This is a genomic window from Pantoea sp. Tr-811 (genome assembly GCF_011752535.1).
Taxonomy (GTDB): domain Bacteria; phylum Pseudomonadota; class Gammaproteobacteria; order Pseudomonadales; family Pseudomonadaceae; genus Aquipseudomonas.
Map to the genome: position 1 here is coordinate 68,049 of NZ_VWXJ01000020.1, position 19,768 is coordinate 87,816.

Sequence of the window (19,768 nt, forward strand, 5' to 3'; positions counted from 1 at the left end):
GGCAGGCCTGGCCCTTTCGCGGGTGTAGGAGCGGGCTTGCCCCGCGAAAGGGCCGGCCCTGCCAACCCCATGCCCAGGATCAATACCCCCTTCTGCCCAACCCGCTATGCTTGTTACATGGCCCCCAAAAAGCAGAAGGACCGCTGCCCATGTCCCCGTTCCTGTCACTCTTCATTCCGGTGTTCGGCTTCCTGATGCTGCTGACCATCGGCTTCAGCCTGCGCGAGCGCAACATCGGCGTGCTGATGATGTGGGTCGGCACCCTGGGCATCTTTGGCCTTACCTGCTGGAAGATCCTGGAGAAACTGCCGACATAAACCTCTACACTCGGTCAATCGTTTGACCTGAGGTAGATTTTCCGGTGCCTGCCCTTCTGCGTTGCCTTGCCCTGCTGCTGTTGCTGTTCATCGCCCCCGTCCAGGCCGCGGGCCTGCCTGGCCTGCTGGGTTCGAACACGCCCGCCCAACCCGAAGCCAGCGAGCCCCTGGGCAAATCGCTGGACGAGGTGATCAAGAACCTTGAGAACGACCAGCAACGCGCCAAGCTACTGGCCGACCTGAAGAAACTGCGCGACGCCACCAAGCAATCGCAACCCAGCGTCGAGCAAGGCGTGCTCGGCCTGATCGGCGGCGCCCTGCATGACTTCGAAAAGCAGTTCAGCGGCGATGCCAGCCCGTTCTACCGCTGGTCACAGGAAATTGACCAGGCCCAGGCGGAGCTGGCCGAGTTGATCGTGCCGGTGCACCAATGGCCGGCCATTCTGTTCGGTTTCGCGGCGGTAATTGCGGTGTGGAGCCTGCTGGCCTATGCCTTCAACTGGGTGGGCCACCGCGTGCGGGTGCGCTTCGGCCTCACCGAGGAACTGCCCCAGCACCCACGCACCTGGGACCTGGTGCGCTTCGCCCTGCGCAAGCTGGGCCCGTGGCTGGTGGCGCTGATCTTCACCGTGTACCTGAGCTTCGCCCTGCCGCCCTCGCTGGGCAAGTCGCTGGCCATGGTGCTGGCCTATGCCCTGGTGGTGGGTACCTGCTTCTCGGCCATCTGCGTGATCGCCTTCTCGCTGCTCGACGGCCCGCACCGCCACCGCGCCCTGCACATCCTGCGCCACCAGGCGTTTCGCCCGCTGTGGTTGATCGGCAGTTTCGCCGCCTTCGGCGAGGCGATGAGCGACCCGCGCATGCTGGTGGCCCTGGGCACGCACCTGGCCCATGCCCTGGCGACCCTGGCCAACGTGATCGCGGCGCTGTCCTCGGGCTTGTTCATCCTGCGTTTCCGCCGGCCCATCGCCCACCTGATCCGCAACCAGCCGCTGTCGCGGCGCCTGACCCGGCGCACGCTGAGCGACACCATCGAGATTCTTGGCAGCTTCTGGTTCATCCCGGCGCTGATCCTGGTGGCGGTGTCGCTGTTCGCCACCTTCGTCTCCGCCGGTGACACCAGCACCGCCCTGCGCCAATCGCTGATGTGCACCGTGCTGGTGGTGGTGTGCATGGTGCTCAACGGCCTGGTACGTCGCCACGCCGCCAACCCCAAGCGCGCCGGCAAGCGCCAGGCGGTGTATGCCGAGCGCCTGCGCAATTTCGGCTACCTGCTGGTGCACCTGTTCATCTGGCTGGTGTTCATCGAGCTGGGCCTGCGCGTGTGGGGGCTGTCGATGATCGGCTTTGCCGAGGGCGATGGCCATGAAGTGAGCCTGCGCCTGCTGGGCCTGGCCGGCACGCTGATCGTCGCCTGGCTGGTGTGGATCCTGGCCGACACCGCCGTGCACCATGCCCTGGTGCGCTCGCGCCGGGGCCTGGCCAACGCCCGTGCGCAAACCATGATGCCGCTGATCCGCAACGTGATGTTCGTGGTGATCTTCATCATTGCGGTGATCGTCGCCCTGGCCAACATGGGCATGAACGTCACCCCACTGCTGGCCGGTGCCGGTGTGATCGGCCTGGCCATCGGCTTTGGCGCGCAGTCGCTGGTAGCCGACCTGATCACCGGGCTGTTCATCATCATTGAGGACTCGCTGGCCATCGACGACTATGTCGACGTAGGCGGCCACCTGGGCACGGTCGAGGGCCTGACCATCCGCACCGTGCGCCTGCGCGACATCGACGGCATCGTGCACACCATTCCGTTCAGCGAAATCAAGAGCATCAAGAACTACTCGCGCGAGTTCGGCTATGCGATCTTCCGCGTGGCCATCCCCCACAGCATGAACATCGACCAGGCCATCTCGCTGGTGCGCGAGGTGGGGCAGAAACTGCGCAACGACCCGTTGATGCGGCGCAACATCTGGTCGCCGCTGGAGCTGCAGGGGGTGGAGAGCTTCGAGTCGGGCTCGGCGATTCTGCGCGCGCGGTTCAAGACGGCTCCGATCAAGCAGTGGGAAGTGTCGCGGGCGTTCAACCTGGCGCTGAAGCGGCAGCTGGACGAGGCCGGGCTGGATTTGGCCACGCCGCGGTTGTCGGTGCAGGTGGTGACCACCGGTGGTGGTGGCATGGCGGATACGGGGTCTTCCAGCTAGGGCCCTCTCGCATTTTCCCCCGCTGACGGTAGGCCTGGTAGGAGCGAGCGCAGCTCGCGATGGGCTGCAAAGCAGCCCCAGCATCCTGCGCCGCGAAGCTGAAAACCAGGGGCCGCTGCGCGCCCCATCGCGAGCTGCGCTCGCTCCTACCAAGCCAATCGCTCAGCCGGCCTGGGCACGGATACGAATGGCATCGTGCCGCCAATACTCAAGATCACAGTCGATCAAGTGCCCATGCTGGTCGCAGTTGACCCGGGTGATATGCAGCCCCGCGCTGCCCACCGACACCTTGAGCGCCGCTGCCGCCTCCACCGGCAAGGCGGTTGGCAGGATCTCGAAGCACACCTGCCCATAGGCGATGCCATACACCCGCCCATAGATCTCGGTCAGCGATTGCGCCAGGTCCTGCTCCAGGATATCGGGGAAGAACGCAGGGTTCAGGTAATGCTCGGCGTACAGCACCGCCCGCCCATCGATGCGCCGCAGCCGGCAGATCCGCACCACGCTGGACAACCCCGGCAGCTGCAGGCGCGCGCAGATCGCCGCCGGGGCCGGTTGCAGGCGGGCCGACAGCAACTCGGTGCTCGCCTCCCGCCCCTGGTCGCGCACCATGGCATGGAAATGGCTGCGCTCGATCAGGTCGTAGGTCAGGCGCTGGGGCGCGACGAACCAGCCGCGCCGCTCCTCACGGTAGATCAACCCCTGGGCCTCCAGCTGCACCAGCGCCTCGCGCAGGGTGATGCGCGTGGTATCGAATACCTCGCTAAGCTTGCGTTCGGCGGGCAACTTGCCACCCGGCGCCAGCAAGCCGTGCTCGATCTGCTCCTGCAGGGCATGGCAGATGGCTGTTACCGCACGCGGGGGCGTCGACTGCATCAAAAGGTTACCTATCTGGACTAGTCCAGCCCCAAAACGGGGCCTGTGGAGAATAGTGCAAGCCTAGGCAGGGCTGATGAACATCCTGTGACAAAGGCCTGGGCAGGCCTTGCCAGAAACGCGCCAAGCCAGCAAAGCCGGGGCAAGCAGGTGGTCTACGCTGTAGTTTCAGGGCCAGCCGTGGCCTTGCCCAACATCAAACTGTCACGCAAGCGGCCTACCTTGGCTCAAGCTTTGCTGACCTAGACCACGGTCACCCCTCACCGGCTTCACCTATAACAACGATCGCTAAAGGCATCCCATTCAAGGAGCTTCGGATGAAAAAGTTGTTCATGGCGTCACTGCTCGGCTCGGCCATCACCCTGTGCACCTCGGCCATGGCCGCCGGCCCCGACCTCAAGGCCCTGGAAGACGCCGCCCGCAAGGAAGGCAACGTCAACAGCGTGGGCATGCCCGATGCCTGGGCCAACTGGAAAGGCACCTGGGACGACCTGGCCAGCAAATACGGCCTCAAGCACAGCGACACCGACATGAGCTCGGCCCAGGAAATCGCCAAGTTCGAAGCCGAGAAGGACAACGCCAGCGCCGACATCGGCGACGTGGGCGCAGCCTTTGGCCCGATTGCCGCGAGCAAGGGCGTGACCCAGCCGTACAAGCCCAGCACCTGGGACCAAGTGCCTGAATGGGCCAAGGACCAGGACGGCCATTGGGCACTGGCCTATACCGGCACCATTGCCTTCATCATCAACAAGGACCTGGTCAAGGAAGGCGACCGCCCGAGCAGCTGGCACGACCTGGAAAAAGGCAAGTACAAGGTCGCCATCGGCGACGTCGGTACTGCCGCCCAGGCGGCCAACGGCGTACTGGCCGCGGCCATCGCCTACAAGGGCAGCGAGAGCAACATAGAGCCTGGCCTGCAGCTGTTCACCAAGCTGGCCCAGCAGAAGCGCCTGTCGCTGGCCAACCCAACCATCCAGACCCTGGAAAAGGGTGAAGTGGAAGTGGGCGTGGTGTGGGACTTCAACGGCCTGAGCTACCGCGAGCAGATCGACCCGAAACGCTTCGAAGTGCTGATTCCGTCCGATGGTTCGGTGATTTCCGGCTATACCACGGTGATCAACAAGTACGCCAAGCACCCGAACGCGGCCAAGCTGACCCGCGAATACATCTTCAGCGATGCCGGGCAGATCAACCTGGCCAAGGGGCATGCGCGGCCGATTCGTGCCGAGCACCTGAAGCTGCCGGAAGACGTGCAGGCCAAGCTGCTGCCCAACGCGCAGTACAAGGCGGCGCAGCCGATCAAGGATGCTGCCGCCTGGGAGGCCACTTCCAAGGCCCTGCCGCAGAAGTGGCAGGAGCAGGTAATCATCGAGATGGAATGATAGCGAGGGCTACGCCCTCGTTCGCGGGGCAAGCCCGCTCCTACAGGTTTGCGCGCTGTAGGAGCGGGCTTGCCCCGCGAAAGAGCCAACGCGGTTCAAGACTGGAGCCACCATGCATCACAACGTCATCCTGGTCCTGCTCGACGGCCTCAACTACCAGGTCGCCCACCACGCCATGGGCCACCTGCACGCCTACGTCGAGGCCGACCGCGCCGCACTGTACCGCGTGGAGTGCGAGTTGCCGTCGCTGTCGCGCCCACTGTACGAGTGCATCCTCACCGGGGTGCCGCCCATCGACAGCGGCATCGTGCACAACAACGTCAACCGCCTGTCCAACCAGCGCAGCGTGTTCCACTACGCCCGCGAGGCCAACCTGGGCACCGCGGCAGCGGCCTACCACTGGATGAGCGAGCTGTACAACCGCTCGCCCTTCGACCCCCAGCGCGACCGCCATACCCACGCGCCGAAGCTGCCGATCCAGCACGGCCTGTTCTACTGGGACGACCGCTACCCCGACTCGCACCTGCTGGCCGACGGCGAATACCTGCGCCGCCGCCACGCACCGAACTTCCTGCTGGTACACCCGATGAGCATCGACGACATCGGCCACCGCCACGGCCTGGACAGCAGCCAGTACCGCAACGCCGCGCGCAGTGTCGATATCTTGCTGGCCGACTACCTGCCGCGCTGGCTCGAAGAGGGTTACCAGGTGCTGGTGACCGCCGACCACGGCATGAACAACGACCGCTCGCACAATGGCCTGCTGGCCGAGGAACGCGAGGTGCCGCTGTTCGTGTTCGGCGACGCATTCAGCCTGGACCCGGCCGCCAAGCCGCTGCAAACCGAGCTGTGCGGCACCATCTGCGAGCTGCTGGGCGCGGCCCACGACAAGTCGTTCTGCCGGGAGCTGCTCAAGTGACGCCTCCCAACAGCAACCGCCCGCGCGGCCGCTACCTGGCCCTGCTGTGCCTGCTGCCGTTCGCCGTGTTCTTCGTGATCTTCCAGATCGCCCCGCTGGCCTGGGTGGCGGTCAACAGCCTGCAGTCAGGCGGTGCCTGGGGCCTGGACAACTTCAGCAAGGTGTTCGCCTCGAAGTTCTACTTGCAGGCGCTGCAACGCAGCTTGGAAATCAGCTTCTGGTCGAGCCTGTTCGGCATCGTCATCGCCACCCTGGGCGCCTATTCGCTGCGCCAGGTGGACTCGAAACTGCGCGACTTCGTCAGCGCCTTCGCCAACATGACCAGTAACTTTGCCGGGGTGCCGCTGGCCTTCGCCTTCATCATCCTGCTCGGTTTCAACGGTGCCTTGACCCTGCTGCTCAAGGAAGTGGGCCTGCTCGAAGACTTCAGCATCTATTCCAAGAGCGGCCTGATCCTGGTGTACACCTACTTCCAGATCCCCCTTGGCGTGCTGTTGCTGTACCCGGCCTTCGACGCCCTGCGCGAAGACTGGCGCGAGTCGGCCGCACTGCTGGGCGCCAGCCACTGGCAATTCTGGCGGCACATCGGCCTGCCGGTGCTGACCCCGGCGCTGCTCGGCACCTTCGTCATCCTGCTGGCCAATGCCCTGGGCGCCTACGCCACCGTGTACGCCCTGACCACCGGCAACTTCAACGTGCTGCCGATCCGCATTGCGGGCCTGGTGGCCGGTGACATCAGCCTCGACCCAAACCTGGCCAGCGCCCTGGCGATGGTGCTGGTGGGCCTGATGACGCTGGTGACGGTGATTCATCAATGGCTGCTCAAGAGGAGCTACCATGCGCGTTGAAACGTCCTCTGCCGGGCTCTACCACCGGCTGGTGGTGTACCTGCTGTTCCTGATCCTGCTGCTGCCGCTGGCCGGCACCCTGCTCTACTCGCTGGCCACCAGCTGGTCGGCCAGCCTGCTGCCCAGCGGCCTGACCTTCAAGTGGTACATCGCGCTGTGGAGCGAGCCGCGCTTCCTGGCGGCTTTCGGCCAGTCGCTGCTGGTGTGCGTGGGGGCACTGGTGCTGTCGGTGGTGCTGATCCTGCCGCTACTGTTCGTGGTGCACTACCACTTCCCCAAGCTCGATGCGCTGATGAACATCTTGATCCTGCTGCCGTTCGCGGTGCCGCCGGTGGTGTCGTCGGTGGGCCTGCTGCAGCTCTACGGCAGCGGCCCGATGGCCATGGTCGGCACGCCGTGGATCCTGATCGGCTGCTACTTCACCATCGCCCTGCCGTTCATGTACCGGGCGATCACCAACAACCTGCAGGCGATCAACCTGCGCGACCTGATGGACGCCGCCCAGCTGCTGGGCGCCAGTACCTGGCAGGCAGCGCTGCTGGTGGTGCTGCCGAACCTGCGCAAGGGGCTGATGGTGGCGCTGCTGCTGTCGTTCTCGTTCCTGTTCGGCGAGTTCGTGTTCGCCAACCTGCTGGTGGGCACCCGCTACGAAACCCTGCAGGTGTACCTGAACAACATGCGCAACAGCAGCGGCCACTTCAACAGCGCCCTGGTGATCTCCTATTTCGCCTTCGTGCTGGTGCTGACCTGGGTCGCCAACCGCCTGAACAAGGACACCCCCTGAGATGAGCTTCGTCAGCGTCCAGAACCTGCAGAAAAGCTACGCCGGCAGCCCGGTGTTCGAAAACATCGACTGCCACATCGAACGCGGCGAGTTCGTTACCCTGCTCGGCCCTTCGGGCTGCGGCAAGTCCACCCTGCTGCGCTGCATTGCCGGGCTGACCCCGGTCGATGGCGGCAAGATTTTGCTCGATGGCCAGGACATCGTGCCGCTCAGCCCGCAAAAGCGCGGCATCGGCATGGTGTTCCAGAGCTACGCCCTGTTCCCCAACATGACCGTGGAGCAGAACGTTGCCTTTGGCCTGCGCATGCAGAAGGTCAAGGCCCAGGAGAGCCAAACGCGCGTGCGCGAGGCGTTGGAGCTGGTGGAACTGGGCAGTTTCGCCGGGCGCTACCCGCACCAGTTGTCCGGTGGCCAGTGCCAGCGCGTGGCCTTGGCCCGCTCGCTGGTGACCCGCCCGCGCCTGCTGTTGCTCGACGAGCCGCTGTCGGCACTGGATGCGCGCATTCGCAAGCACCTGCGCGAGCAGATTCGCGCCATCCAGCGTGAGCTGGGGCTGACCACCATTTTCGTCACCCACGACCAGGAAGAGGCGCTGACCATGTCTGACCGTATCTTCTTGATGAACCAGGGGCGCATCGTTCAGAGTGGCGATGCCGAAACCCTCTATACGGCGCCCGTCGACCTGTTCGCGGCGGGCTTTATCGGTAACTACAACCTGCTCGACGCCGACGCCGCCAGCCGCCTGCTGCAGCGCCCGGTCAGCAGCCGCCTGGCGATCCGCCCGGAATCGATCACCCTGGGCATCAACGGCGACCTGGATGCCGAGGTGCGCAGCCACAGCCTGCTCGGCAACGTGATCCGTTACCGGGTGCACGTGCGTGAAGTGGAACTGGTGGTCGACGTGCTCAACCGCTCGGCACAAGACCTGCACGCCGATGGCCAGCGGGTTTCCTTGTCGATCGACCCCACGGCGCTGCGGGAAGTAGCCTAAGGAGCTTACACACGATGGCACTGGCAATTTTCGATCTGGACGAAACCTTGATCCACGGCGACTGCGCGTCGCTGTGGAGCGAGCAGATGGCCCGCCTGGGCTGGGTCGACGGCAAGGACTTCCTGCGCCGCGACCATGAGCTGATGGAGACCTATGGCAGGGGCCACCTGCAGATGGAGGACTACATGGCCTTCAGCCTGGAACCGATTGCCGGGCGCACCCTGGAAGAAGTCGAGCACCTGGTGGAGCCGTGGGTGGAAGATGTGATCGAGCCGATCATCTACGGCGACGCCTGCCGCTGCATCGCCGAGCATCGCCAGCGGGGTGACCGGGTCTTGATCATTTCGGCCAGCGGCACCCACCTGGTAGGGCCGATTGCGGCGCGCCTGGGGGTGGATGAATACCTGGCGATCGAGCTGGAGGCGGTGAACGGGGTGTACACCGGCAGGACCCATGGGGTGCTGACGTACCGCGAAGGCAAGATCACCCGCTTGCTGGAATGGCTCGACCAGGAGCAGGAGAACCTGGAGGGGGCGAGTTTCTATTCCGATTCGCGCAATGATTTGCCGCTGTTGCTGAAGGTGGATCACCCGTATGCGGTGAACCCTGATGCGGTGCTGCGCGAGCATGCCCAGACCAATGGCTGGCCGATTCTGAGCTGGAGCTGATGGCCCTTTCGCGGGGCAAGTCGGGTCGCCGCACCGCCGCTCCTACAGGTAAAGGGACTGCCTCTATCTTGTAGGAGCGGCGGTGCGGCGACCCGACTTGCCCCGCGAAGAGGCCAGCCCTGCTTACACCAGGCTAGGGTCGATCACCATCACCAACTTACCCGACACCTGGTTGCTCTCAAGCTCGGCATACGCCGCCTGGGCGAACTCCACCGGGTAGGTGTCGACCAGCTGCGGCGACAGCCGCCCTTCGCCGAACAGCGGCCACACCTGCTGTAGCAGCTCACGCAGCAGCTCGGCCTTGAAGCCATCGTCACGGTTACGCAGAGTGGAACCTGTGATCTCCAGGCGCTTGCCCAGCACCTGCGCCAGGTCCAGCTCAAACTTGCGCCCACCCATCAAACCGATGATCACCCAACGCCCGTCACGGGCCAGCAGCTTCAGGTTCAGCTCGCCGTAGCTGGCACCGACCGGATCGAGGATCACGTCGAACGGCCCGAAGCCTTCCAGCGCGTCGAGGTTGTGGTTACGCACCACGCCACCGGCAGCACCCAGCGCCTCGCAGTAGTCCAGGCGGTCCTGGGAACCGACACTGACCCATACCGGGCTGCCAAACGCCTTGCACAGCTGGATCGCTGCCGAGCCCACGCCACTGGCGCCGGCATGCACCAGCACCTTCTCACCGGCCTTCAGGCCACCGAGCTGGAAGATGTTCAGCCAGGCCGTGGCATACACCTCGGGCAGGCCCGCCGCTTCATGCAGGCTCAGGCCTTCGGGCACCGGCAGCACATGGCGGGCATCGACCACCACTTCTTCGGCCATGGCGCCGCTGGCCAGCAGCGCACACACCCGGTCGCCCACACGCCAGTCGGCGCCGGCACCGACTTCCTCGACCACGCCGGCGCACTCCAGGCCCATGTACGGGCTGGCCCCTGGCGGCGGAGGATACAGCCCCTTCATTTGCAACAAATCGGCCCGGTTCAAGCCAGCGGCAGCCACCCGAATGCGTACTTGGCCCGCGTCACAGGCCGGGCGTTCGGCCTCGACCCAGGCCACATGTCCGTCAACGCCTTGCAATGCCTTCACAGTGCCTCCATAGTTGAATCACATGACTGAGCCTGGGGAGCCCGCTCCCCAGGCTTTTTGCAGTATTTGCCCGGCTCCTGTGGAACCGGCGAACGGAAAAGACGGCCTACTATGCGTGATCAATTGCCTCCACGTCGAATCAGCATGAAGCATTTCCTTCCAAGCACCGCCCTGGCCCTGATGGTTGGCCTGGGTAGCCTTACGCTCGGCGGCAATGCGGCGGCCGCCAACAAGTGGGACAGCCTGCAGCCGGACCGCGACGAAATCGTCGCCAGCCTCAACGTGGTGGAACTGCTCAAGCGCCATCACTACAGCAAGCCTCCGCTCGATGACGCCCGTTCGGTGATCATCTACGACAGCTACATCAAGCTGCTGGACCCAGCACGCAGCTACTTCACCGCGGCCGACATCGCCGAGTTCGACAAGTGGAAGACGCAGTTCGACGACTTCCTCAAAAGCGGCAACCTCGACCCTGGCTTCACCATCTACAAGCGCTACCTGGACCGGGTGAAACAGCGCCTGGACTTCGCCCTGGCCGAGCTGGCCAAGGGTGTCGACAAGATGGACTTCACCACCCACGAAACCTTGCTGATCGACCGCAAGGACGCCCCGTGGATGAAAGACCAGGCCGAGCTCGACGACCTGTGGCGCAAGCGCGTGATGGACGAAGTGCTGCGCCAGAAAATCGCCGGCAAAGAGCCCAAGCAGATTCAGGACACCCTGACCAAGCGCTACAAGAACCAACTGGCGCGCCTGGACCAGACCCGTGCCGAGGACATCTTCCAGGCCTACATCAATACCTTCGCCCAGTCCTACGACCCGCACACCAACTACCTGTCGCCTGACAGCGCGGAAAACTTCGACATCAACATGAGCCTGTCGCTCGAAGGCATCGGTGCGGTGCTGCAAAGCGACAATGACCAGGTCAAGATCGTGCGCCTGGTGCCGGCAGGCCCGGCGGCGAAGACCAAGCAAGTGGCCACCGCCGACAAGATCATCGGCGTTGCCCAGGGCAACAAGGAAATGGTCGACGTGGTCGGCTGGCGCCTGGACGAAGTGGTCAAGCTGATCCGTGGCCCGAAAGGTTCGGTGGTGCGCCTGGAGATCATCCCGGCGAGCAACGCGCCAAGCGACCAGACCACCAAGATCGTCTCGATCACCCGGGAAGCGGTGAAGCTCGAAGAGCAAGCGGCGAAGAAATCGATCCTCAACCTCAAGCAGGACGGGCGTGACTACAAGCTCGGCGTGATCGAGATCCCGGCCTTCTACCTGGACTTCAAGGCCTACCGCGCAGGCGACCCGGACTACAAGAGCACCACGCGCGACGTGAAGAAACTGCTCACCGAGCTGCAGAAGGAAAAAGTCGACGGCGTGGTCATCGACCTGCGCAACAACGGCGGCGGCTCCCTGCAGGAAGCCACCGAGCTGACCAGCCTGTTCATCGAGAAAGGCCCGACCGTGCTGGTACGCAACAGCGACGGCCGTGTCGACGTGCTCGAAGACGAAAACCCCGGCGCCTTCTACAAAGGCCCGCTGGCGCTGCTGGTCAACCGCCTGTCCGCCTCGGCTTCGGAGATTTTCGCCGGCGCCATGCAGGACTACCACCGCGCGCTGATCATCGGCGGCCAGACCTTCGGCAAAGGCACCGTGCAGACCATCCAGCCGCTCAACCATGGCGAGCTGAAGCTGACCCTGGCCAAGTTCTACCGGGTATCCGGGCAGAGCACCCAGCACCAGGGCGTGTTGCCGGACATCGACTACCCGTCGATCATCGACACCAAGGAAATCGGCGAGAGCGCCCTGCCTGAAGCCATGCCATGGGACACCATCCGCCCTGTGGTCAAGGCTGCGGCCGACCCGTTCAAGCCATTCCTGGCCGACCTCAAGGCCAAGCACGATGCGCGCAGTGGCAAGGATGCAGAGTTCATCTACATCCGTGACCGCCTGGCCCTGACCAAGAAGCTGATGGACGAGAAGACCGTGAGCCTCAACGAGCAGGAGCGCCGTGCCCGCCACGACGACATCGAGGCCAAGCAGCTGGCGCTGGAAAACACCCGCCGCAAGGCCAAGGGTGAAGAGCCGCTGAAGGAGCTGAAGAAGGTCGACGAGGACGCCTTGCCGGAAGATGACGACAAGACCAAGCCTGAGGACGATGCTTACCTCGCCGAAACCGGTCGCATCCTGATCGACTACCTGCGCGAAAGCAGCACGGTGGCGAAAAAGTAATCCCGGCAGTGATGGCAGATTAATGTGACCTGTCATCAAACAGTCATCGCACTGTCGTGAAATAGCGGGGCCGGACATGCAAATGCCCGGCCCTTTCATTTTCAGGAATCCGTCATGACCGTTGCCGAACAGCTCAGTGCCTTGGGCGCCATCCTGGCTCAAAGCAGCATCCATAGCCTGTTCCAGCCGATCATTTGCCTCAGCGAGCAGCGCATCCACGGCCATGAAGCGCTGAGCCGCGGGCCGTCCAACAGCCCGCTGCATTCGCCCCTGAACCTGTTCGCCATCGCCCGCCAGGCTGGCCGCCTGACCGATCTGGAAGCCGCTTGCCGGGAAAGCGCGTGCCGGCGTTTCAGCGAGCAGCAGTTGGGCGGCAAGCTGTTCCTGAACATTTCACCGGAATCGTTGCTGGAGCCGAACTACCCTTCCGGGCGCACCCTCAAGCTGCTCGAACAGGTCGGGCTTGAGCCCAGCCGCGTGGTGATCGAGCTGACCGAGCAAACGCCGACCGACGATTTCCAGTTGCTGTCCAATGCCTTGCACCACTACCGCGACATGGGCTTTTCCATCGCCCTGGACGACCTGGGCGCGGGCTATTCGAGCCTGCGCCTGTGGTCGGAGCTGCGCCCGGAGTACGTGAAGATCGACCGGCATTTCATCGACGGCATCCACTGCGACCCGCTCAAGCGCGAATTCGTGGGTTCGATCCTGCAGATTGCCCGGGCGTCGAGGGCCCAGGTGATTGCCGAAGGCATCGAGCTTGCCGAAGAGCTGGCGGTGCTGACCGAGATGGGGGTGGACCTGGTGCAGGGGTACTTGCTGGGGCGGCCACAGGAATTGGGGGTGCGGGAGGTGGTGGCGCCGGTGATGCCGGTGGCTTCTGGCGGGCAGCCCACCGTGGGCTTGAATGCCACCCTTGGCCAAGTCATCGAGTTGTTCGGCCGCCATCAGCACCTGGAGTCCCTGGAAGTGCTGGGCGTGGATGGCAGGCCTTGTGGCCTGGTTCATCGAAGTGCATTGCCGGTCATGGCCTCTTCGCGGGGCAAGCCCGCTCCTACAGAGGCATGGCAAGCCCGGTAGGAGCGAGCGTAGCTCGCGATGGGGCGCGCAGCGCCCCCAGGGTTTCAGCTTCGCGGCTCATAACCCCAGGGCTGCTTTGCAGCCCATCGCGAGCTGCGCTCGCTCCTACCGGGGCGGCCGCTCAGGCAGGTTCGGGGTAGCTGTACTCGAACACCCTGACCACCTCGGAAGCATGCCAGGACGCCGCTTCCATGCCATCCACAGGCCCGGTAAAGCGCCCCAGGCGCTCCACACACTCGAAAAAGCCAGTCCGTGGCAAGCGGCTTGCCCCCTGGCTGATCACCAGCGAGCTGCGCAGCGGCTGCTCGGCGCGGGCGTCCAGCACAGCCAGGTATTCCAGCGCGGCAGTCAGCGTCTGCATGGCCGGGCTGGGCAGTTGCAAGCGCTCGATCAGCGCACGGTAGGTGAGCAGGTGGCGTTGTCGTCGGGCCAGGTCAAGCTCGTCCAGCAGGTTTTGCCAATGCTGACGGCTGATCCTGACCTGGCTCATGACGGCTCGCTCCAGCCGGCCACCCCCAGGTGCCAGGCCAGGGCTCGGCGAATCGCCGCATCCGGCTGGCGCTCGCCCGACTCGATCATGGCCAGGTAGGCCGGGCTGACCCCCACATTGCGCGCCAGCTGCTCTGGCGCGATGCCTTTGGCCTGGCGCAGCTGCGCCACTTCACTGAATGCCGGCAGGCTGGCAGGCGCTGGGCCCTGCTCCTCTGCCCCGGCAGCCACCTCGGCAGGTGCCTGCCCAGCTGCCTTGAGCAGCGCCTGGTATTGCTCCCAGGGCACGACGGCGTACTCGGGCTGACCGTCCCGGCTAATAACCTGAATACCCATTACAACCCCCTTACGTAGGATTACGGCATGTAATCCGTAGGCATAACCCTTATGCCAATTATATTACCAAGCGCGGGAGTGTGTGGGCGACTGGCTCTTTTTCAGTGCGGGTTGCGCTCCAGGCGCAGGGCTTCAGGGGAATCGGGCAGGCGTTCGACCACGCGCAGGCGCTCTGGCGCCTGGCTGTCGCGCCAGGCCTTGAAACGCGCCAGCTCATCGGCCACGGTCTTGAGCACCCAGCCAAGCACGGCGATGTCGTCAAGAAAGCCCACGCCGACGATCCAGTCGGGTATGGCATCCAGGGGGCTGACGAAATACAGCAGGCCGGCAACGATGGTCACCAGTGCCTTGGGGCTGATGGCGCGGTACTCGCCACGCCACCAGGCCAGGCACAGCGACTGCAGCAACTTGACGTCTTCACGCAATTGGCCGAGCCGCGGGCCTTTGCGGGCCACGGCGAACAACAGCGCCGGCAACCGGCCACGGCTGAGCAGGCGCTCGGCCAGGGGCAGGAAGCGGGCGAAATTCCAGGGTGCGCTCATGGGGCCTCCAGCAGGCTCAGGTTATCCACATTTATTGTGGATAACCTTGTGAACAGGGCGACGTTTCTGACGGCAGGTGCCCACTCGGCAAGGGCCCCGGTCAGATCGGGCGTTTTTTACACAGTCGTTTCAACTGCGCAAACGATTTGCGTCAGCAGCGTGGCGTTGCTTCACAGTGCCCTAGGTGGGACAACCTGTGCAACAGCAGGTTCGGTGAAGGATGGTTCATAAACGACAACGCCCCGTCGAAACGGGGCGTTGGGGGCAACTGCAAGCATCAGCTAGAAGCGCGCAGCGGCGTTAGGCTCAAGCACTTACTTGGCCGGTGCCTCAGCCGGTGCATCGGCCTCTGGCGCCTCGCCACCCTGCAGCTGGGCCGGGTCCTTGATGGCGATCAGTTCCAGGTCGAACACCAGTACCGAGTTGGCCGGAATCAGCGGGCTCGGGCTCTGGGCGCCGTAGGCCAGTTCAGCCGGGATGAACAGCTTGTACTTCTCGCCGACGTGCATCAGTTGCAGGCCTTCGACCCAACCTGGGATCACACCGCTGACTGGCAGGTCGATCGGGCTGCCGCGCTCGACCGAGCTGTCGAACACCTTGCCATCGATCAGCTTGCCTTCGTAGTGGACGGTCACCACGTCGGTAGGCTTGGGCTGCGGGCCGTCGGCCTTCTTGACCACTTCATACTGCAGGCCCGAGGCGGTGGTGACCACACCTGGCTTCTTGGCGTTCTCTTCAAGGAATTTCTTGCCGGCGCTGGCGGCTTCTTCGCTGGCCTTGGCCAGACGCTCTTCGGCGCGCTTCTGCAGCGCGGTGAAGGCTTCTACCAGCTCTTCGTCCTTGAGGCGTTGCTCCTTCTTGCCAACGGCGTCTTCGATGCCGAGGGCGACCGCTTTCGAATCAAGGTCTTCCATGCCTTCCTGAGCCAGGCTCTTGCCCATGTTCAGGCCGATACCGTAGGAGGCTTTCTGTGCCGGAGTCTTCAGCTCGGGGCTGCTGGTCTGTTGATCACAGCCAGCCAGTACCAGGCCTACCAGGGCAACCGCAGCCGCCAAACGATGCTGTTTCATGCTATTTCCTTGTTCATGCGCCATAAGGGCAATCAGGGTAAAGCCGCGAGCTTAGCAGGCGGCCATGACCAATGGCTACCGGCATAGGAGCGGGTTTTCGTAAGGAAGTTCAGTAGGTAAACGCTTCTTCATGCAAGGTTTACAGCCATTGGCCAGTATTGACCCTTTGTGCCGGGTTTGCCTGGAAATTGTGAGGTTTTATTGCTGGGGGTTCTGAAGGCTTTTGCAGGCCTGGTACATCGTATCGCGAGCTCTGCTCGCGCCTACCGGATTGGTGTGCGCCTTCGGCTACGGGTAGCGCCCTTCCCGGTATTGCTCGGCCACTTCGCGCAGCACCTCGCACACCCACTGCCCTGGCAGGCTCAGCGGCAAGGCGGCGTTGCGGCTGATGCCCACCGAGCCGCCCGGCTCACGCACGCCAAGGTCCAGCTCGGCCAGCTCGCCGCGGCGCAAATCCAGCAGCACCGCATCGCGCGGCGCCACCCACAGCGCATCGCTGCCCAGCAGGTAGCGCCGGCTCAGCGCCAGTGACAAGGTTTCCAGCCGCTGCGCGGGCATCTGGATGCCGCACTGCACGAACAGGCTGTCGGCGTGCTGGCGGATGGTGGTGCCCGGCGGCGGCAACACCAACGGATAGCGCCCGACCCGCTGGCGCTCCACCGGCGCGCTCGCCAGCAACGGGTGGCCAGGGCGCACCACCAGGGCCATCGATTCACTGTACAGGTGCTCGAACGACAGGCCCTGGATCTGCGGGCTGTCGGTCATGCGCCCGACCACCAGCTCCAGTTCGCCCAGGCGCAGCTGGCCAAGCAACTGTGCACTGACCCCGGTCACCACGCTGATCACCAGCGCCTCGTGACGCTGGTGCAGGCGGCACAGCACCTCGGGCATCAACAACCCCTCGACCGTCGACAGCACGCCGATACGCACCTGCGACGGCGCCCGCGCCTCACCCCGCAGGCTGCTCACGCCATCGCGCAGGGCCTGCACGCTGGGCCCGGCGTAGCGCATGAAGCGGGTGCCGGCCGGGGTCAGCTCGACACCCTGGCGGCTGCGCTCGAACAGGCGCACCTCCAGCAGGTCTTCGAGTTCCTTGAGGGTCTTGGAAATGGCCGGCTGGCTGATCGCCAGGATGTCGGCCGCCCTGGCCAGGCTGCCCTGCCGGGCAATCTCCAGGAAGCACAGCAGGTGGCGGTACTTGATGCGGGTGTCGAGGTTCATGCCGGCAAGCTTACCGCATCGCCACCTGCGGCGTATCCGGGTCGCGCTGCTGGCGGCGGAACTGCCCCGGCGGCAGGCCATGGATCTGCCGGAAGCGCCGGGAAAAATAGGCTTCATCGGCAAAGCCGCAGAGCCGCGCCACCTCCCCTACCGGGCGGCTGCCATTGAGCAGGTAGTTGCGCGCGGCATGCATGCGCCGCTCCAGCACCAGCTCGCTGAAGGTCTTGCCGATTTCCTTGCGCAGCCAGTGGGTCAGGTAGGTGGGCGACAGGTAGGTGGCCGCGGCGACCTTGTGCAGGTTGAGGTCGGGGTCGTCGATGTGCCGGCGCAGGTACTCGCTCATGCGGTTCAACGCGGCGCGCCGGCTGAGCTGCGCGGCGTTGTTCTCGGCGAGCTCGCGCAGGGGCTCGGCGTACAGGCCACAGACCTGGCCGATCAGTTGCAGCAACAGGCCCTTGAGCACCTCGCGGGTGCCGAAGCGGCGGTTGGCGTCGAGGGCGCGCATGCGATCGAGCAGTTGCTGCACGCCGGCGAACTCGGCGTCGTCGAGACAGAAGTCCAGGTGTTCCTGAAAGCGAAACGGCGACAGTTCCGGCGCCTGCAGAATCGACACTTCCTCCAGGTCCATCGGGTCGCAGGCCAGGTGCGGCAGCAGGAAAGTCTGGGAGAAGTTGATCACCACGAAATCGCTGTCGGCCGGGTGCGGGATCACGTGCACCCGGTGCGGCAGGATGAAGGCCAGGGTGTTGCGCCGAAAGGGGCGCTGCACGTTGCCGATGTGCTGCACCGTGTCGCCGCCGAGGTTGACCTGGATCTGGAAGTATTCGTGACGGTGCGGCGCGGTCTCGGCCGGGCGGCCGCGCTGGTCGCGGATGTAGAAATCCATCAGCTCGCTGCGCTGCTGCATGACGTAGGTCGGGACCTCGCGCTTGGGCGGCATCAGGTGGCTCCTGTGAGAGGGGTGCTGGGTGTTCCGGCCCTTTCGCGGGGCAAGCCCGCTCCTACAGGGGCAGCGCATTGGCCGATTTTGTTGTGTAGGAGCGGGCTTGCCCCGCGAAAGGGCCGGAACAGGCAACACAAGTCATACGATGTCTAAACTCATCAAATTAAACCCCTCTGCAAAAAAACACGCAACCCCGCCTCCCCGCAGCAGCCTTAAATCAAGACTTCCAGCAAAAAAACCGCGCAAAACCCCGCCCCCGAATTTTCTTGGACAGCACAGCCCTCCCCCGCCCGTCGTGCAAAAAACGGTCTAAAACCCCCGTTGCGTTCACGCCGTTGTACGACCACCTTAGAAAAAGGCCTGCAGCCCAACCTCTACCAACAACAACAAACGAGGTCGACTCATGTCGAGCACCCCTACCCCCCGCGCCGCGTCGTCGTACGCGCTGGACGCGGCCCCTGCCCAGCGCCTGCCCACCCGCCGCCGCTGGTTCATGCTGTCGCTGCTGCTGGTGGCGACCATCATCAACTACGTCGACCGGGTGAACATCTCCATCGCCGCGCCGTTCATGGCCAAGGACCTGGGCCTGGACAAGGTCGAGATGGGCTTGATCTTCTCTGCCTTCGCCTGGACCTACGCCCTGGCACTGGTGCCCGCCGGCTTCATTGCCGACCGCTTCGGCTCGCGCCTGACCTATGGCGTGTCGCTGATCAGCTGGTCGGCGGTCACCGTCGCCCAGGGCCTGGCCAGCGGCTTCGCCTCGCTGTTCGGCCTGCGCCTGGCGGTGGGCGCCATGGAAGCCCCGGCGTTCCCGGCCAACAGCCGTGCAGTGACGGTGTGGTTCCCGGCCCGCGAGCGCGGCATGGCCAGCAGCATCTACGTGTGTGGCCAGTACCTGGGCACCGCCTTGTTCACCGGCGCGCTGCTGTGGCTGGCAACCACCTACGACTGGCGCCATGTGTTCTACAGCACCGGCCTGGTCGGCATTCTGTTCGGCGTGGTGTGGCTGTTCCTGTACCGCGACCCGCTGAGCTGCAAGAAGGTCAGCAAGGAGGAACTGGCCTACATCGAAAACGGCGGCGGGCTGGTGAAAAGCAGCCAGGAACGTACCCGCTTCGACTGGCGCCAAGTCGCCGAGTTGTTCCGCTACCGCCAGGTCTGGGCCATCTGCCTGGGCAAGTTCGCCAGTACCTCGGCGCTGTATTTCTTCCTGACCTGGTTCCCCACCTACCTGATCGAAGAACGCCAGCTGACGCTGATCAAGGTCGGCATCTTCGCGGTGATGCCGTTCATTGGCGCCACGGTGGGCATTCTGTTGGCCGGCATCGTTTCCGACCTGCTGATCCGCAAGGGCTACTCGCTGTCGTTCGCACGCAAGCTGCCGCTGGTGGTGGGCTCGATGCTCGGCATGTCGATCGTGCTGGTGAACTTCACCGACTCCAATGTGCTGTGCATCGCCATCCTGACCCTGGCGTTCTTTGCCCAGGGCATCGCCTCGGCGTCGTGGGCGGCGGTGTCGGAGGTGGCGCCCAAGGAGCTGATCGGCCTCACCGGCGGCATCACCAGCCTGGCGGCCAACATTGGCGGCATCGTCACACCGATCGTGATTGGCGCAATCGTGCATGCCAGCGGGTCGTTCGCGATGGCGTTCTGGTTTATCGGTGGGGTGGCGCTGATGGGCACCCTGTCGTACTCGCTGCTGCTTGGGAAGTTGTATCGCATCGAGTTGAAAGGTAGCGCCTGATTTGAGGGCCTCTTCGCGGGGCAAGCCCGCTCCTACAAAGGTTTTGTG

Annotated in this window: 19 protein-coding genes; 11 read left to right on the top strand and 8 right to left on the bottom strand. The window is 64.4% G+C overall.

The features are described 5' to 3' along the window. Positions 1 to 149: 149 nt before the first annotated feature. Both F3J44_RS24460 and F3J44_RS30450 read left to right on the top strand, forming a co-directional pair. Positions 150 to 317 carry a hypothetical protein gene (locus tag F3J44_RS24460; RefSeq protein ID WP_167067957.1) on the top strand — a complete coding sequence of 56 codons (168 nt, stop codon included), beginning with the start codon at positions 150 to 152 and terminating at the stop codon, positions 315 to 317. A gap of 44 nt (positions 318 to 361) precedes the next feature. Next, complete coding sequence (locus F3J44_RS30450; RefSeq protein ID WP_167276853.1) at positions 362 to 2,515, top strand: mechanosensitive ion channel domain-containing protein; 2,154 nt, start codon at positions 362 to 364, stop codon at positions 2,513 to 2,515. Positions 2,516 to 2,677: 162 nt separating this feature from the next. On the opposite strand, the gene F3J44_RS24470 is transcribed toward F3J44_RS30450, so the two are convergent. After that, complete coding sequence (locus F3J44_RS24470) at positions 2,678 to 3,391, bottom strand: UTRA domain-containing protein (protein ID WP_167276856.1); 714 nt, start codon at positions 3,389 to 3,391, stop codon at positions 2,678 to 2,680. A 317-nt stretch (positions 3,392 to 3,708) separates the two neighbouring features. On the opposite strand from F3J44_RS24470, the gene F3J44_RS24475 reads away from it, so the two are divergent. The 6 genes from F3J44_RS24475 (at position 3,709) to F3J44_RS24500 (ending at position 8,983) form a co-directional block, all read left to right on the top strand. Further along, entirely contained in the window at positions 3,709 to 4,773 is a 1,065-nt protein-coding gene (locus tag F3J44_RS24475) for an ABC transporter substrate-binding protein (RefSeq protein WP_167276858.1), read from the top strand. 112 nt (positions 4,774 to 4,885) lie between these two features. Beyond that, on the top strand, positions 4,886 to 5,692 hold the full coding sequence (locus tag F3J44_RS24480) for an alkaline phosphatase family protein (RefSeq protein WP_167067969.1): 807 nt from the start codon (positions 4,886 to 4,888) through the stop codon (positions 5,690 to 5,692). After that, positions 5,689 to 6,540 (top strand): ABC transporter permease subunit, encoded by an 852-nt coding sequence (locus F3J44_RS24485; RefSeq protein WP_167276861.1) that lies wholly within the window; start codon positions 5,689 to 5,691, stop codon positions 6,538 to 6,540. Before F3J44_RS24480 ends, F3J44_RS24485 begins: the two co-directional genes overlap by 4 nt. Continuing rightward, complete coding sequence (locus tag F3J44_RS24490) at positions 6,530 to 7,324, top strand: ABC transporter permease (protein ID WP_167067975.1); 795 nt, start codon at positions 6,530 to 6,532, stop codon at positions 7,322 to 7,324. The genes F3J44_RS24485 and F3J44_RS24490 overlap by 11 nt, the downstream gene beginning before the upstream one ends. A 1-nt stretch (position 7,325) precedes the next feature. Then, positions 7,326 to 8,315 (top strand): ABC transporter ATP-binding protein, encoded by a 990-nt coding sequence (locus F3J44_RS24495; RefSeq protein ID WP_167276864.1) that lies wholly within the window; start codon positions 7,326 to 7,328, stop codon positions 8,313 to 8,315. Positions 8,316 to 8,329: 14 nt separating this feature from the next. After that, a complete protein-coding gene (locus F3J44_RS24500) occupies positions 8,330 to 8,983 on the top strand; it encodes an HAD family phosphatase (protein WP_167276866.1) in 654 nt (217 codons plus the stop codon). 123 nt (positions 8,984 to 9,106) lie between these two features. On the opposite strand, the gene F3J44_RS24505 is transcribed toward F3J44_RS24500, so the two are convergent. Then, on the bottom strand, positions 9,107 to 10,069 hold the full coding sequence (locus F3J44_RS24505; protein WP_167276869.1) for an NAD(P)H-quinone oxidoreductase: 963 nt from the start codon (positions 10,067 to 10,069) through the stop codon (positions 9,107 to 9,109). A gap of 111 nt (positions 10,070 to 10,180) precedes the next feature. On the opposite strand from F3J44_RS24505, the gene F3J44_RS24510 reads away from it, so the two are divergent. Then, positions 10,181 to 12,295, top strand: coding sequence for a carboxy terminal-processing peptidase (locus F3J44_RS24510; protein ID WP_167067987.1), 2,115 nt, complete (start codon positions 10,181 to 10,183; stop codon positions 12,293 to 12,295). 114 nt (positions 12,296 to 12,409) lie between these two features. Further along, a complete protein-coding gene (locus F3J44_RS24515; RefSeq protein ID WP_167276872.1) occupies positions 12,410 to 13,375 on the top strand; it encodes an EAL domain-containing protein in 966 nt (321 codons plus the stop codon). A 121-nt stretch (positions 13,376 to 13,496) separates the two neighbouring features. Here the strand turns inward: F3J44_RS24515 and F3J44_RS24520 are convergent, their stop codons facing one another. The 6 genes from F3J44_RS24520 to F3J44_RS24545 all read right to left on the bottom strand — a co-directional run bounded on the left by F3J44_RS24520 (position 13,497) and on the right by F3J44_RS24545 (position 17,973). Continuing rightward, the gene (locus tag F3J44_RS24520; protein ID WP_167067993.1) at positions 13,497 to 13,865 is read right to left on the bottom strand and encodes a hypothetical protein; all 369 of its coding nucleotides are present in this window, start codon (positions 13,863 to 13,865) and stop codon (positions 13,497 to 13,499) included. Then, positions 13,862 to 14,200, bottom strand: a complete 339-nt coding sequence (locus F3J44_RS24525; protein WP_167067996.1) for a helix-turn-helix transcriptional regulator — start codon at positions 14,198 to 14,200, stop codon at positions 13,862 to 13,864. The genes F3J44_RS24520 and F3J44_RS24525 overlap by 4 nt, the downstream gene beginning before the upstream one ends. Before the next feature lie 101 nt (positions 14,201 to 14,301). After that, the gene (locus F3J44_RS24530) at positions 14,302 to 14,742 is read right to left on the bottom strand and encodes a YkvA family protein (RefSeq protein ID WP_167067999.1); all 441 of its coding nucleotides are present in this window, start codon (positions 14,740 to 14,742) and stop codon (positions 14,302 to 14,304) included. A 314-nt stretch (positions 14,743 to 15,056) separates the two neighbouring features. After that, positions 15,057 to 15,812: an FKBP-type peptidyl-prolyl cis-trans isomerase gene (locus tag F3J44_RS24535; protein WP_167068002.1), complete on the bottom strand. Its 756-nt coding sequence runs from the start codon at positions 15,810 to 15,812 to the stop codon at positions 15,057 to 15,059. A gap of 288 nt (positions 15,813 to 16,100) precedes the next feature. Further along, entirely contained in the window at positions 16,101 to 17,033 is a 933-nt protein-coding gene (gene pcaQ, locus F3J44_RS24540) for a pca operon transcription factor PcaQ (protein WP_167276873.1), read from the bottom strand. 10 nt (positions 17,034 to 17,043) lie between these two features. Continuing rightward, positions 17,044 to 17,973, bottom strand: a complete 930-nt coding sequence (locus tag F3J44_RS24545) for an AraC family transcriptional regulator (RefSeq protein ID WP_167068008.1) — start codon at positions 17,971 to 17,973, stop codon at positions 17,044 to 17,046. Between the two features lie 406 nt (positions 17,974 to 18,379). Here F3J44_RS24545 and F3J44_RS24550 point away from each other — a divergent pair, with 406 nt between their 5' ends. Then, a complete protein-coding gene (locus F3J44_RS24550; protein ID WP_167068011.1) occupies positions 18,380 to 19,720 on the top strand; it encodes an MFS transporter in 1,341 nt (446 codons plus the stop codon). Positions 19,721 to 19,768 lie beyond the last annotated feature (48 nt).